This window comes from Saccharomonospora sp. NB11, assembly GCF_015910535.1.
Lineage (GTDB): Bacteria > Actinomycetota > Actinomycetes > Mycobacteriales > Pseudonocardiaceae > Saccharomonospora.
Genome location: NZ_JACBJG010000014.1, coordinates 23864 through 38098, shown reverse-complemented (window position 1 = coordinate 38098; position 14235 = coordinate 23864). Strand labels below are relative to the sequence as shown.

Below are 14235 nucleotides of genomic sequence, written 5' to 3'. Positions count from 1 at the left end.
CCATGGGTTCATGCACCACATCGACGCCGAGTTGCCGTCCGCGATCACCCGCGTTCTGGAGGACTTCCTGCACAACGCAGGTGACCCGATCCGCCGCACCGAACCCACCTTCGGGCCCGCGGTGGACGCCCTGAGCGCGTTCGTGCTCGGAGGCGGCAAGCGACTGCGGCCGACCTTCGCCTGGTGGGGCTGGCGCGGCGCGGGAGGCGACCCGGACTCGGACGAGGCACAGGGCGTGCTCCGGGCCGCGGCGAGCCTGGAACTCATCCAGGCGTGCGCGCTCGTCCACGACGACGTCATCGACTCCTCCGACTCCCGCCGGGGCGCCCCCACGGTGCACGTCGCGTTCGCGGCGCAGCACCGGCAGCAGGGGTGGCTCGGCTCGTCGGAGTCGTTCGGGTGGGCCGCCGCCGTGCTCATCGGCGACCTGGCGCTGGCGTGGGCCGACGACATGTTCGCCGACTGCGGGCTTCCCGCGGCGAGGATGGCCGCGGCCCGCCCGGCCTGGCGGGCCATGCGCACCGAAGTGCTCGCGGGGCAGTACCTCGACGTCCACACGCAGGCGACCGGCGACGCCTCCGTCGAGGCGGCGCTGCGGGTCGACCGGCTCAAGACGGCCGCCTACACCGTGCAGCGGCCGCTGCACCTCGGCGCCGCGCTGGCCGGAGCGGAACAGCCCCTCATCGACGCGCTGCTGGACTTCGGCGGTGACCTCGGTGTGGCGTTCCAGTTGAGGGACGATCTGCTCGGCGTGTTCGGAGACCCGTCCGTAACGGGTAAGCCCGCGGGGGACGACCTACGCGAGGGCAAGCGGACACTGCTGCTGGCACTCGGCCTGGCCTACGCCGAGCAGCAGGGCCGGGTCGGCGAACACAAGGTGATCGCCGACGCGGTCGGTGACCCACGGCTGACCGACGCCGAGGTGGACGACGTGCGGCAGGCGCTCGTCGACGTCGGCGCGGTCGCCGAGGTCGAACGCAGGATCGAGGAGATGACCGGCAACGCGCTCGCCTCGTTGGAGCGGGCGGCGCTCGCCGAACCCGCCGCGCACCAGCTCGCCGAACTCGCGGACAGGGCGACCCGAAGGACGTTCTGACACGCCGCCGCCCGGCTCGGTGCCCGGCGTGTCCCGACCGAAGGGAACGCGGGTGCACGAGACGACCGACGTCGTGGTGGTGGGAGCCGGGTTGGCGGGCCTGTCCGCGGCCCTGCACCTGACGGGTGCGGGGCGCAGGGTGACGGTGCTCGAACGCGCTCCCGAACCGGGCGGGCGCGTGGCCGACCGGCTGTTCGGCGAGGACGGCAGGGGCTACCGCATCGACACCGGTGCCAGCGTGTTCACGATGCCGGACCTACTCGACGAGGCGTTCGCGGCGGTCGGGTCGAGCGTCGGCGAGTGGCTCACGCTGACCCGCCTCGACCCGGCCTATCACGCCCACTTCGCCGACGGCAGCACCGTCACGGTGCACACCGACGCGGCCGCCATGGAGGCCGAGATCCGCGCCGTGGCGGGTCCCGCCGACGCCGCGGGATACGTTGCGCTGCGGCGCTGGTTGCGTGAGTTGTACGACGTGCAACGCGACCGGTTCATCGGGTCGAACTTCGACTCGGTGCTGGACCTCGTCGGCCCCGAACTGGTGCGGCTGCTCGCGCTCGGCGGGTTCGGCAGGCTGGGTGCGCGGGTGGCGCGCTTCGTCACCGACGAGCGCCTTCGGCGGCTGTTCACGTTCCAGTCGCTGTACGCGGGCCTCGACCCCATGCGGGCTCTCGCGGCTTACGGCGTGATCGCGTACATGGACACCGTCGCAGGCGTCTACTACCCGACGGGCGGTATGGGCCAGGTGGCACGAGCCATGACGGCGGCGTTGCGGGCCGCGGGAGCGACCGTGCGGCTGAGCACGGCGGCCGAGCGCCTCGACCGCGACGCCGACGGTCGGGTGCGGGCGGTGTGGACCGAGGCCGGAGACCGCATCGCCTGCGAGTCGGTGGTGCTCGCCACGGAGCTGTCGACCTCGTACGCACTGCTGGGCCGCACACCGCGACGACTGCTGCGTCGCCGCTACGCGCCGTCCGCCGTCGTCCTCTACGGACACAGCGCGCACGGCGGACGCGACCTCGGGCACCACACGCTGTCGTTCGGCGACGCCTGGCACGAGACCTTCTCCGAGATCATCGACCAGGGTCGCCTGATGAGCGATCCGTCGCTGCTCGTCACGCGGCCGACCGCGACCGATCCCTCCCTCGCACCGCCCGGGGAGGACGTCGTCACCGTGCTGGCTCCCGCGCCGAACCTGCACGTCGCTCCGATCGACTGGCCGCGCGTCACCGGTGCGTACCGCGACGAACTGCTGCGCACCCTCGACGCGCGGGGGTTCACCGTCGCCGGTGACCTCGTCGTGGAGGCGGTCGCGACACCGCACACGTGGGCCGCCGACGGCCTCGGCGCCGGGACGCCGTTCTCGCTCGCGCACTCGCTCGTCCAGACCGGCCCCTTCCGCCCCGCGAACCGGGTCCGGGGAGCGGACAACGTGGTGCTCGCCGGATGCGGCACCACGCCGGGTGTGGGAATCCCGCCCGTGCTCGTGTCGGGCAGGCTCGCCGCCGAACGCGTCCTCGCAGCCGGTGGGCGTCGACGGTCGACACTAGGGTCGACGGTATGACGACCAGCACAGGACGCCCCATCCGGATCGGGCTGCAGATTCAGCCCCAACACGCCGACTACGACGCCATCCGGCGGACCGCGGCGGAGGCCGAGGAACTCGGCGTGGACATCCTGTTCAACTGGGACCATTTCTACCCGCTCAGCGGCGAGCCCGAGGGCAAGCACTTCGAGTGCTGGACCATGCTGGGCGCGTGGGCGGAAGCCACCTCCCGGGTCGAGATCGGAGCCCTCGTCACCTGCAACAGCTACCGCAATCCGGAGCTGCTCGCGGACATGGCCCGCACGGTCGACCACATCAGCGGCGGACGGCTCATCCTCGGCATCGGCGCGGGCTGGTTCCAGAAGGACTACGACGAGTACGGCTACGAGTTCGGCACGGCGGGCAGCCGCCTCGCCGACCTCGGTGAGGCACTCCCGCGCATCGAGAAGCGGCTCGCGAAGCTGAACCCCGCTCCCACGCGCAAGATCCCCGTGTTGATCGGCGGCGGCGGCGAGAAGAAGACGTTGCGGCTGGTGGCCCAGCACGCCGACATCTGGCACGGCTTCGGGGACGTCGAGGTCGCCGCTCGCAAGGTGGAGATCCTCGACCGGCACTGCGCCGACGTGGGTCGCGACCCGGCCGAGATCGAACGGTCGGTGGGTGTGTCGGGGTCGCCGAAGGACTCCGGGGACCAGCTCGTCGACCTGGGCATCACGATGTTCACCGTGAGCGCGAGCGGGCCGGACTACGACCTCGCCCCGCTGCGGGATTGGCTCGCCTGGAGGGACAGCCGCAACGGCTGACTCGGTTAATTTTTCACGAAGATCTTTCAACCCGATGATCTACGCGCAACACTGGCGAGATGCTCGCCGTGTGGGACGACACGCCCGCGCACGCACGACCGGTGCGCGGGCGTGACCGGGAACTCGCCGACCTGACCCGACTGCTCGACGTCGCCGCCGAGGGTCACGGTGGTGCGGCCGTCGTGACCGGAGCCCCAGGGACGGGGAAGACGACACTGCTCGACGCCCTCGCCCGCCGCGCGGGCGGGTTCCGCGTCCTGTGGGCCGAAGGCACCGTCGCCGAGCGCACCGTCCGCTTCGCCGGGGCCGAACAACTCCTGCGACCACTCGCCGACCTGGCGGCGGCGCTGCCCGACGAACGCGCCCGGGCTCTGCGCCCCGTGTGGGGGCTGACGGGCAACAGCGACGACTCCGACGACACCGACGACACCGCCTCGCTGGCTCTCCCGGCCGCGGTGTCGGCCCTGCTCTCCGAGGCGGCACGACAGCGCCCCGTGTTGTGCTGTGTCGACTCGGCACACCTGCTCGACGAGGCGTCGAGATCGGTGCTCACGTTCGCCGCCCGCCGCGCGCGGCACGCGGGCGTGGCCTTCGTGTTCGCCGTCGACCACACCTCCGACACCGACCCGGCGCTCTGGGAAGGACCGCCGCGCGTCCGCCTCGGTGCCCTGCCCGACGTGGCGGCGCACGAGCTGCTCCACGACCGGCGAGGTGACTCGCTGCCCGCCGACGTCGCCGACGCGCTCGTCGACACCGCGTGCGGCAACCCGCTCGCCCTCGTCGAACTCGCCGAGTCCCTGACGGCCGAGCACCTCTGTGGTCGCGCGGCCGTCCCCGCCGCGTTGCCCACCGACAGTCGGCTGTGTCGCGTCGTGCGCGAACGGCTCTCCACGCTGTCCGACGCCGCCCGTGCCGTCGTCGCGTTGGCCGCAGTGGCGCAGCGGGCGGACGGACACCTCGTCCACCGGGCTCTGTTGGAGCCGTCGACGTCGTCCGAGGTCACCGAGGCGTCGAGCGAGGCCGTGCGCAGTGGTCTGGTGACGCACGACGGGGAAGCGGTCCGGCTGGCCGCCGACATCGTGCCCTCGGCGGTGCTCGGCGCGCTGCCGCCTCAGGACGTCGAGGCAGCGCACCGATGTCTGGCGAGAGCGGCCGACGCCGCGGGAGATCGGGACCGGGCGGTGTGGCATCGGGCCGCGACCGCCACCGCCCCCGCGCCCGACCTCGTGACGCAACTCGACCGACTCGCCCGCCGGGCCCGCAGCGAGGCCGCCTTCGACAAGGCCGCCGAAGCGGGCGAGCGGGCGGCGGCGTTGTCCACCGACCTCGACACCCGAGCCCTACGACTGGTCACGGCCGCGTCCGACCACTGGGCGTCGGGGCGACCGCAGCGGGCTCGCACGGCGTTGCGGCTCGCGGCACCCCTCGCGACCGGCGACCTCCGGGCCCGCATCGGCAGGCTCGCAGGGGAGATCGAACTGCGTCGGGGCAATCCGTCGGTCGCGGCGGCCGAGCTCATCACCACGGCCCGGCGGCTCGCTCCCACCCATCGCGACCTCGCGGCCACCACCCTCATGCTCGCGGGCGAGGCGAGCTTCGTCGCAGGTGACAATGCGCGTTACTGCCTCACCGCACGGGACGCCGCGGCACTGTGCGGCTCGGAGAACTGGCCCACCACGCTTCTCGTCCGCGAACACTTCACCGCCATGTCGGCCACCTTCCGGGGCCGACACGCGGCGGCTGCTGCCCCGCTGCGGCGGCTCGTCGAACTCGGCGAGACGACGACCGATGCCACCGGCATGACCCTGGCGAGCCAGGCCGCGTTCACCCTCGGCGACGCGGAGCGCTCCCGCGACCTCGCCCTGCGGGCGGTGGTGAGCGCCCGCTCCCACGGAGACGAGTCGGGCGTCCCGTGGGCGCTGGTGTACGCGGCGATGTCCGCACTGCTCTCCGGGCAGCACGCCACGGCCACCACCACCGCGCTGGAGGGGCTGTCGGTGGCCCGGTCGCTCGGGCAGTCGAACTCGGCGGTGGATCACATCACGGTGCTCGCCATGCTCGCCGCGTTGCAGGGCGACGAGGCCACCGCGCTGGCCCGGCTCGACGCGGCGCAGGAGGAACTCGTCGAACGCGGTCTCGGCAGACCGAGCGCGTTGGCCACCTGGGCCGCCGCGTGCGTCGATCTCGCACACGACCGCCCGGCGGAGGCGTTCGACCGGTTCCGGCGCCTGTCCGTGGGCCGCTCCCGGCACTGCATCCCGTTGCGGGTCATGGCCACGCCGCACTTCGTCGAGGCGGCCGTCCGCTGTGGGGAACGCGAGGTCGCCCGCCGAGCGCTGACCACCTTCGAGCAGTGGGCCGACACCACGGGCGGCGCCGCCCGGGCCGCACTCGCCCACCGCTGTCACGCCCTCCTCGCGGAGGAGGACGCCGAGGTCAACGCCCGGTTCACCGAGGCCATCCGCCTGCATCGCGACGCCGACGCTCCCTACGACCTCGCCGTCACCGAACTGCTGTACGCGTCGTGGCTGCGGCGCTCCCGCAAACCGGGGCAGGCCAGGGACGTATTGCGGGAGGCCGTGCATCTCTTCGACGAGCTGGGCGCGGCGCACTGGGTTCGGCGGGCCTCCCGGGAACTGCGGGCGTGCGGACATCGCGTCCCCCACGACCGGCGACCGAAGCCCGGGTCGCTGAGTCCGCAGCAGGACCGCATCGCACAGCTCGTCGCGGCGGGAGCCACGAACAAGGAGATCGCCGAGCAGCTCTTCATCAGCCACCGCACGGTGGACCACCACCTGCGCAACATCTTCGCCAAGCTGGACGTCCGATCGAGGGTCGAACTCGCCGCGCTGTACCGATAAGGCGCATTACCGATCGGTAGCGACTGGTGGTTTCACCGATGCCGGCGCAAGCGTCGCGCAGTCAGAATCACCCACGTTCGTCACCGCACGAACGCAGGCGGCCACGCAGCGCCGCCGTGGTTGTTCTCGACGCAAAGGAGCGACGCAGTGCGAATCCGGAGCAAGTCGGTCGTCCGCCCCCGTGGCAGGGTGGCGCGGACGATCGGCGTACTGACCGCGGCTATCGCCGTGGCGACTGGTCTGGCAGGCGCCGGTGTGGCGGGCGCGGACGTCACCACCGCACAGGAGAATCCCTACGAGCGCGGACCCGACCCGACGGTGGACAGCATCGAGGCCGTCCGCGGGCCGTTCCGGGTGGACACGGAACGCGTGTCGTCGTTCGCCGTCGGGTTCGGTGGTGGCACGATCTACTACCCCACCGACACCAGCGAGGGCACGTTCGGCGCCGTCGCCGTCGCCCCCGGCTTCACCGCCGACGAGGGCAGCATGTCGTGGTACGGCGAACGCATCGCCTCGCAGGGCTTCATCGTGTTCACCATCGACACCAACACCAGGCTCGACCAGCCGGGGCAGCGCGGACGCCAGCTGCTGGCCGCGCTGGACTACCTGGTCGAGCGCAGTGACAGGGACGTCCGGCAGCGGCTGGACCCGAACCGCCTCGCCGTGATGGGCCACTCGATGGGCGGTGGCGGCTCGCTGGAGGCGACGGTCAGCCGGCCGTCCCTGAAGGCGTCCATCCCGCTGACGCCGTGGAACCTCGACAAGACGTGGGGTGACGTCCAGGTTCCGACGTTCATCATCGGTGCGGAGAACGACTCGATCGCCCCGGTGCGCACGCACTCGGAGCCGTTCTACAACAGCCTGCCGAGCACGCTGCCGAAGGCCTACATGGAGCTCGACGGGGCGACGCACTTCGCGCCGAACATCTCCAACACCACGATCGCCAAGTACTCGATCTCGTGGCTCAAGCGGTTCGTCGACGAGGACACGCGCTACAGCCAGTTCCTCTGCCCGAACCCGACCGACCGCACGATCGAGGAGTACCGCTCCACCTGCCCGTACTGATCCGGCAGTCCCGGTAGCGACATCGACACATCGAAAGGGCGGTGTGCGACCCAGGTCGCACACCGCCCGGGTGTGTCTGTCGTCTCGGCTGTACCGCGGCTGGTCAGAAGGCCATGGCCTGGGCGCGCCGCTTGACCTCCGTGCCGTGGCTGGTCCGCAACGCGTTGATGGGGGTCACGCCCGGCAACGACTCGTCCTCCGTGTACAGCCAGCGCAACATCTCGGTCCGGCTGAACCCGGCGTCCGACAACACGGTGATCGTCCCGGGCAAGCCCTTGATCGCCCCCTCGGGGCCGACGAAGTCGGCGGGGATGAGCAGGGCGCCGTCTCTGCGGACCGCGATCAGATGGCCGTCCCGCAGCATCTGCCGGACCTTGTTCTCGGACACGCCGATCCTCTCCGCCACCTCGGCGACGGTCAGGACGGCAACAGCGGGGTCGAGCAGGTCGTCAGCGACTGGAATCGCACTCACACCCCTAACCTTGCCACAATCGATGCACCCGGGAGCAGGGGATTTCCCCGGCGGGGAGCCGTGGGGTGCACTCGTCGGTGCGCCGTCGCCGTCGACCGTAGGATCGACCGCTGTGACACCCACGGATAGCAGCCTCGCGGGCGCACTTCTCGACCGCCGGTACCGCGTCGGCGGCCTCATCGCCCGAGGCGGGATGTCGTCGGTGTACCGCGGGGTCGACACCCGACTCGACCGCCCGGTCGCCGTGAAGATCATGGACTCCCGTTTCGCGGGCGACCGCTCGTTCGTCGAGCGGTTCGAGCGCGAGGCCCGCTCGGCCGCCCGCCTCCACCACCCTCACGTCGTCGCGGTCCACGACCAGGGTTTCGACACCTCCGCCGGAGTGGACAACCCGCGCGCGTTCCTGGTCATGGAGCTGGTGGACGGCGGCACGCTGCGTGACCTGCTCACCGAACGCGGTCGACTCGACGTCCCGCTGGCGTTGACGATCACCGAGCAGGTGCTGTCGGCTCTGGCCGCCGCCCACGCCGCACACCTCGTCCACCGGGACGTCAAGCCGGAGAACGTGCTCGTCGGTGCGATGGGCGAGAGCGGCGGCGTGGTGAAGGTCGCCGACTTCGGCCTGGTGCGGGCCGCCGCGAACGCGGGCTCCACGAGCACCAGCGTCATCCTCGGCACCGTCGGCTATCTCTCGCCCGAACAGGTGTCAACCGGCGACGCCTCCGCCCGCTCGGACGTGTACTCGACGGGCATCCTGCTCTACGAGATGCTCACCGGCCACGTCCCCTTTCGCGGGGACACCGCCCTGTCGGTGGCGTACCGGCACGTCAACGAGGACGTTCCGCGCCCGAGCACGGTGGTTCCGGAGCTGCCGCCCGCGCTCGACGACCTCGTCGTCCGTGCCACGCGGCGCGATCCCGACGCGCGTCCCGCCGACGCGGGTGCCTTCCTCGCCGAGCTGCGCCGGGTGCGCTCAGACCTCGGCCTCGGCCCGGTCGAGATCCCGCGCGTCCCGGCGTCCGGGCCCGCGACCGAGCCGCCCGCCGAGAGCGACAGCGAGTTGACCGTTCCCGCACTGCCCGCCGTCACGACGTCGCCGTCGGACGCCGGACCGCGAGGCACGCAGGCGTTGCCCCGGCTCGCGACCCCGGCGGACGCGCCGCCGCAGGCCGACGACGTCGCGATCGCCCCGCGTCGCCGCCCACCCCTCGCGGTCCTCGCGCTCGTGGTGCTCGTGCTGCTCGGTGGGGTGGGTGCCGGCGTGTGGTGGTTCTCCAGCGGCCGGTACGTCGACGTCCCCTCCGTGGCGGGAATGAGCCGGGAGGAAGCCGAGGCAGCGGTGCGACAGGCCGGGCTCACCCCGGTGGTGACGGAGGAACGGCACAACACCACGCCGTCGGGCACCGTGATCCGCACCGACCCCGAGGGCGGCGACCGGGCATTGCAGGGCGACGAGGTGACGGTCGTGCTCTCGCTCGGCAGGCCGGTGGTTCCCGACGTGCGGGCCGGGGCGACCGTCGAGGAGGCCGAACGCGCCATCGAGGCGGTCCAGCTCGAACCCCGCGTGTCCGAGGAGGCCGACGAGTACAGCAACGAGGTGCCCGAGGGTGCCGTCGTGACGCTGAAGCCGAAGCCGGGCAGCCAGGCGAACGTGGGTGACGCGGTCACCATCGTGCGCTCGAAGGGCCCGCCTCCGACGCCGGTGCCGGACGTCCTGGGTCAGAGCCGGGACGACGCCTTCAAGGCCCTGAAGGAGGCAGGCTTCGAGCCGTTCGACGCCGGTGAGGAGTTCGCCGCCGACGTTCCCGCGGGACACGTCGTGCGCACCGACCCCGTACCGGGCAGCACGGTGGAGGAAGGCTCGCGCGTCGGCGTGGTCGTCTCGAACGCCGTGAAGGTGCCGTCCGTCGTCGGCCGCCGCACCGAACAGGCCGTGCGCATCCTGCGCGAAGCGGGTTTCGAGGTGGGCGGCGGCGAGTCCCGCGGCCCGATCAGCTTCGTGATCGAGCAGAGCCCGTCGGGCGGGAAGTTCGTCGAGCCCGGGTCGACGGTCACCCTGTCGACGATCCCCTGAGCACGACTCACTGACCCACAAGGAACGACGGCGGCCGGCTCACCGCCGACCGCCGTCGTTTCCGATGACTGCCCCGCTCAGGCCCGCAGCATCTCCGCGACCAGGAACGCCAGTTCCAGCGACTGCTGTGTGTTGAGCCTCGGGTCGCAGGCCGTCTCGTACCGACCCGACAGATCGAGGTCGGAGATGTCCTGAGCACCGCCCAGGCACTCGGTGACGTCCTCACCCGTCAGCTCGACGTGGATGCCGCCCGGGTAGGTGCCGAGCCGCCGGTGCACCTCGAAGAAGCCCTGCACCTCGTCGACGATGCGGTCGAAGTGCCGGGTCTTGTAGCCGTTGGACGACTCGTGCGTGTTGCCGTGCATCGGGTCGCACTGCCAGATCACCTTGTGACCGGTGCTCTCGACCTTCTCCACGATGGCGGGCAGCACCTCGCGCACCTTGCCGTTGCCCATGCGCGCGATCAACGTGAGCCTGCCCGGCTCGTTGCGCGGGTCGAGACGCTCGACGTACTCGACGGCCTGTTCCGGCGTGGTCGTCGGCCCGATCTTGACGCCGATGGGGTTCGCCAGCAGCTCTGCGAACGCGATGTGGGCACCGTCGAGCTGGCGGGTCCGCTCACCGATCCACAGGAAGTGCGACGACAGGTTGTACAGCGACGGCTCGTCCGCGTTCGGGTCGTCGAGCCGCAGCATCGACCGCTCGTAGTCCAGCAGCAGCGCCTCGTGACTCGCGAAGATCTCGGTGGAGTGCAACGACTGGTCGGTGACCCCGCACGCGGCCATGAACCGCAGGCCCCGGTCGATCTCGGCGGCCAACGCCTCGTACCGCTCCCCCGCCGGGGAGGTGCGCACGAAGTCCTTGTTCCAGGCGTGCACCTGCGCGAGGTCCGCCATGCCCGCGCCGGTCAGCGCCCGCACGAGGTTCATCGCGGCGCCCGCGTTGGCGTAGGCGCGGATCATCCGGCCCGGGTCGGGGATGCGCAGTTCGGGGTCGGGTGCGAGCGAGTTGACGATGTCACCCCGGTAGACCGGCAGGCCCAGCGCGTCGGTGTTGTTGGACCGAGGCTTCGCATACTGGCCCGCGATCCGACCCACCTTCACCACCGGCAGGCTCGCGCCGTAGGTGAGCACGACGGCCATCTGCAGCAGCGTCCGCAGGTTGGCCCGGATGTGCGGCTCGGTGTTGGACTCGAACGTCTCGGCGCAGTCGCCGCCCTGGAGCAGGAAGCCCTCACCACGGGCCACCATGGCGAGGCGTTCCCGGAGGCGGTCCACCTCGGCCGGGACAGTGATCGGGGGCACGCTCTCCAGGACCGCCCTGACCCGGGGAACCACGTCGGCGTCAGGCCACTCGGGTTGCTGCGCCGCCGGACGCGACAGTGCGTCGTCCAGGCGTTTACGCAGCTCGTCGGGCAGCGGAGGCAACGAGGGCAGGGCGTCGATGGGGACGTCAACAGTCCAGTTCACGACGACCAGCATACGAACCGACGACCGCCGGACGGCCCGTGGGCGGTGTGAGAAATCCACGACCGGAGTCCACTGTGGGTGTCCACACGCGCACGGACCGTACCGGCGAGTCGGTTCGGATCAGGACGTCTGGGCGGCCTCGTAGAGCGCCTCGGCCTCGGAACCGAAGTAGGGGCCGAACATGTAGCCGGGCAGGAAGGTGTAGCCGAAGCTGTTCACCGATGCCTGCACGCCCGTACCGGTCGACTCGTCGAAGTCGAGGAACCACGGTCCGCCACTCGACCCGCCCGTCATGTCGCAGTTCATGCCGTGGTCACCGGTGAGCAGGAAGTCGGTGATCGTCGGACCGCTGCAATAGATCAGTTCGGTACCGTCGTACGGCGAGGCGGCGGGGTAGCCGAACGTGTACATGTCGAGGTTGCGGCCCTGGTTGAACGCGATGCCCTGCGCGCCCACGACGTCGGTGAGGTACTGCCCGCCGACCTGCTCGACGACGGCGGCGCCGACGTCGTAGTTCATGTCCTCGCTCTGCTCCCACTGCGGCGTGGTGAGCGTCAACCGAGCAGGCCACTCCCCGTACGGGGCGTTCCCGTCGTCGTACGCGGGGACGAAGATCCAGTCGGTGTGCCAGCTCCCCTGGTACTTCACGCAGTGCCCGGCCGTGATGACGACGCTCTTGTTGCCGCTCGTCACCGCGTTGCCGCTGCAGGAGGAGGCGTTGCCGTCGAAGTTGAAGAACACGCGGCCCGCCGTCTGGACGACCTCGCCACCGCCGTCCCACGGCCCCCCGGCGTTCGGGAACGCCGTCGGGGCGACACCGGGCACCGTGCGCGCCTCACCACGAGCAACCTCCGCCACTCGTTCCGCCACGGCCTCCGGCGACACGTCCGCCGTCGCCCCGGCGGCCACGTCGGCCGCGTCGGCGAGCAGAAGATCCATCGGGACGGCCTCGCGCATCCGCTCGGGCGTCCAGTACGCGACGACCTCGTCGGCCGTCGTGGCCATCTCGTTGACGGCGACGTCGTCGGGGGCCATGCTCTCCCGTTGGACTTCCGCGAATGCGGGAGTCGCCAGTGCTGTCGCCATCACTCCGGCCGCGAGCAGAGTGACCGTCCGCGACATCCCTCGCTTCATCACGATGCCTCCACACTGTTGGTGAGTAGCCAACCGAGTGGTGGCAACGATCCGAGAACTCGCCCGGTCGCGGTACCGCCGAGCGAGGGACGACCAGGGTGAACGAGCCGATCGCTCCACTCACGACTCCCGCGAGTGGAGTAGCGAAGACCTCCGTCAGACCGCCAACGGCAACGCCGTGGGATGCACCGGTGCGGGCAACTCGGACGACCCCGTCAGGTACTCGTCCACCGCCCTGGCGGCCGAGCGGCCTTCGGCGATGGCCCAGACCACCAGCGACGCGCCGCGATGGGCGTCACCGCAGACGAACACCCCCGGTGCCTGCGTCTGCCAGTCCGCACCGCACGAGACCGTGCCCCGCCCCGTCAACGACAACCCGAGCCCGTCCAGCAGCGGCATCGGCTCCACACCCTCGAAGCCGATCGCGAGCAACACGAGGTCGGCGGGCAGCCGCTCGACCTCGTCGCTGGTGGGGACCACCTCGCGCCGACCCGTCTCCGGGTCCTTGCGCACCTCCACCTCCCGCAGCTCGATCTCGCGGACATGACCGTCGTCGTCGCCGACGAACCGCTGCACGGCCACGGCGAAACGACGTTGTCCGGCCTCCTCGTGCGCGGGATACGTCCGCAACACGTACGGCCACACCGGCCACGGCGAGACCTCGTCGTCCCGTGTGGACGGTGGCTGCGGATACCGGTCGAGCTGGGTCACCGACAGCGCGCCCTGGCGGATCGCCGTGCCGTAGCAGTCGGCACCCGTGTCCCCGCCCCCGATGACGACGACGTGCTTGTCCCGCGCGTGCACCTCCGCCGGCCCGTCACCCTCGCACTCCCGGTTGGCGGCCACGAGGTGCTCCATCGCGAGGTGGATGCCGTCCAGGTGACGTCCCGGCGTGGCCGTGTCGTCACGCCCCCGCAACACGCCGACCGCGAGCACCACCGCGTCGAACCGCTCCTTCAGCTCGTCCACGGTGACGTCCACCCCGACCTCGCATCCCGTGACGAACGTGGTGCCCTCCTCCCGCAACTGCGCGAGCCTGCGGTCGAGCACGTGCTTCTCCATCTTGAACTCGGGAATGCCGTACCGGAGAAGTCCGCCGAGCCGGTCGTCCCGCTCGAAGACGGTCACCTCGTGCCCGGCGCGCGTGAGCTGCTGCGCCGCCGCCAGTCCGGCGGGACCGGAGCCCACCACGGCCACCGTGTGCCCCGTCGAGGACACGGCCTGGGCCACGGGGACGTGCCCGGCCTCCCACGCATGTGCGGCGATGGCCTCCTCGACCCGCTTGATGGTGACAGCACCACCCGAGTCCGGGGAGATCGCCAGCACACACGCCGCCTCACACGGCGCGGGACACAACTTCCCCGTGAACTCCGGGAAGTTGTTGGTGGCGTGCAGGCGCTCCGACGCCCGGAACCACTCTCCCCGCCGCACCAGGTCGTTCCACTCCGGAATCAGGTTGCCCAACGGACAGCCGGCGCTGCCCGAGTGGCAGAACGGGACACCACAGTCCATGCACCGCGTCGCCTGAGTCGACACGGCACGGTCCCGTTCCACCGGATCGGTGTCGGCGTACACCTCGTGCCAGTCGCCGATCCGTTCCTCACGCGGACGCTTGGGCCGCTCGACGCGGCTGTACCGCAGAAAGCCCTTGGGGTCAGCCACGCGACGCCTCCTCTGTGTCATGCGGGAACACCCGCACCCGGTCGGCGCGCCCA

General features: G+C 71.3%; 10 protein-coding genes. 6 read left to right on the top strand and 4 right to left on the bottom strand.

From position 1 onward, the window contains the following. Window positions 1-10 precede the first annotated feature (10 nt). The 5 genes from JAV51_RS18420 to JAV51_RS18400 all read left to right on the top strand — a co-directional run bounded on the left by JAV51_RS18420 (window position 11) and on the right by JAV51_RS18400 (window position 7371). The gene (locus tag JAV51_RS18420; protein ID WP_197321998.1) at window positions 11-1096 is read left to right on the top strand and encodes a polyprenyl synthetase family protein; all 1086 of its coding nucleotides are present in this window, start codon (window positions 11-13) and stop codon (window positions 1094-1096) included. Window positions 1097-1148: 52 nt separating this feature from the next. Then, on the top strand, window positions 1149-2660 hold the full coding sequence (gene crtI / locus JAV51_RS18415) for a phytoene desaturase family protein (RefSeq protein WP_197321997.1): 1512 nt from the start codon (window positions 1149-1151) through the stop codon (window positions 2658-2660). Beyond that, on the top strand, window positions 2657-3445 hold the full coding sequence (locus tag JAV51_RS18410; RefSeq protein WP_197321996.1) for an LLM class F420-dependent oxidoreductase: 789 nt from the start codon (window positions 2657-2659) through the stop codon (window positions 3443-3445). Before crtI ends, JAV51_RS18410 begins: the two co-directional genes overlap by 4 nt. Before the next feature lie 59 nt (window positions 3446-3504). Next, window positions 3505-6306 (top strand): LuxR family transcriptional regulator, encoded by a 2802-nt coding sequence (locus JAV51_RS18405; RefSeq protein ID WP_197321995.1) that lies wholly within the window; start codon window positions 3505-3507, stop codon window positions 6304-6306. A 147-nt stretch (window positions 6307-6453) separates the two neighbouring features. After that, complete coding sequence (locus JAV51_RS18400; RefSeq protein ID WP_197321994.1) at window positions 6454-7371, top strand: alpha/beta hydrolase; 918 nt, start codon at window positions 6454-6456, stop codon at window positions 7369-7371. A 103-nt stretch (window positions 7372-7474) separates the two neighbouring features. Here JAV51_RS18400 and JAV51_RS18395 read toward each other — a convergent pair whose 3' ends face one another. Next, entirely contained in the window at window positions 7475-7843 is a 369-nt protein-coding gene (locus JAV51_RS18395) for an Rv2175c family DNA-binding protein (RefSeq protein ID WP_197321993.1), read from the bottom strand. 112 nt (window positions 7844-7955) lie between these two features. On the opposite strand from JAV51_RS18395, the gene pknB reads away from it, so the two are divergent. Further along, on the top strand, window positions 7956-9917 hold the full coding sequence (gene pknB / locus JAV51_RS18390; RefSeq protein WP_197321992.1) for a Stk1 family PASTA domain-containing Ser/Thr kinase: 1962 nt from the start codon (window positions 7956-7958) through the stop codon (window positions 9915-9917). Between the two features lie 77 nt (window positions 9918-9994). Here the strand turns inward: pknB and JAV51_RS18385 are convergent, their stop codons facing one another. The 3 genes from JAV51_RS18385 to JAV51_RS18375 all read right to left on the bottom strand — a co-directional run bounded on the left by JAV51_RS18385 (window position 9995) and on the right by JAV51_RS18375 (window position 14182). Continuing rightward, window positions 9995-11398 (bottom strand): class II 3-deoxy-7-phosphoheptulonate synthase, encoded by a 1404-nt coding sequence (locus JAV51_RS18385; protein WP_197321991.1) that lies wholly within the window; start codon window positions 11396-11398, stop codon window positions 9995-9997. Between the two features lie 108 nt (window positions 11399-11506). After that, window positions 11507-12520 (bottom strand): serine protease, encoded by a 1014-nt coding sequence (locus tag JAV51_RS18380; RefSeq protein WP_197322069.1) that lies wholly within the window; start codon window positions 12518-12520, stop codon window positions 11507-11509. 156 nt (window positions 12521-12676) lie between these two features. Further along, window positions 12677-14182, bottom strand: coding sequence for a glutamate synthase subunit beta (locus tag JAV51_RS18375; protein ID WP_197321990.1), 1506 nt, complete (start codon window positions 14180-14182; stop codon window positions 12677-12679). Between the last annotated feature and the right edge of the window lie 53 nt (window positions 14183-14235).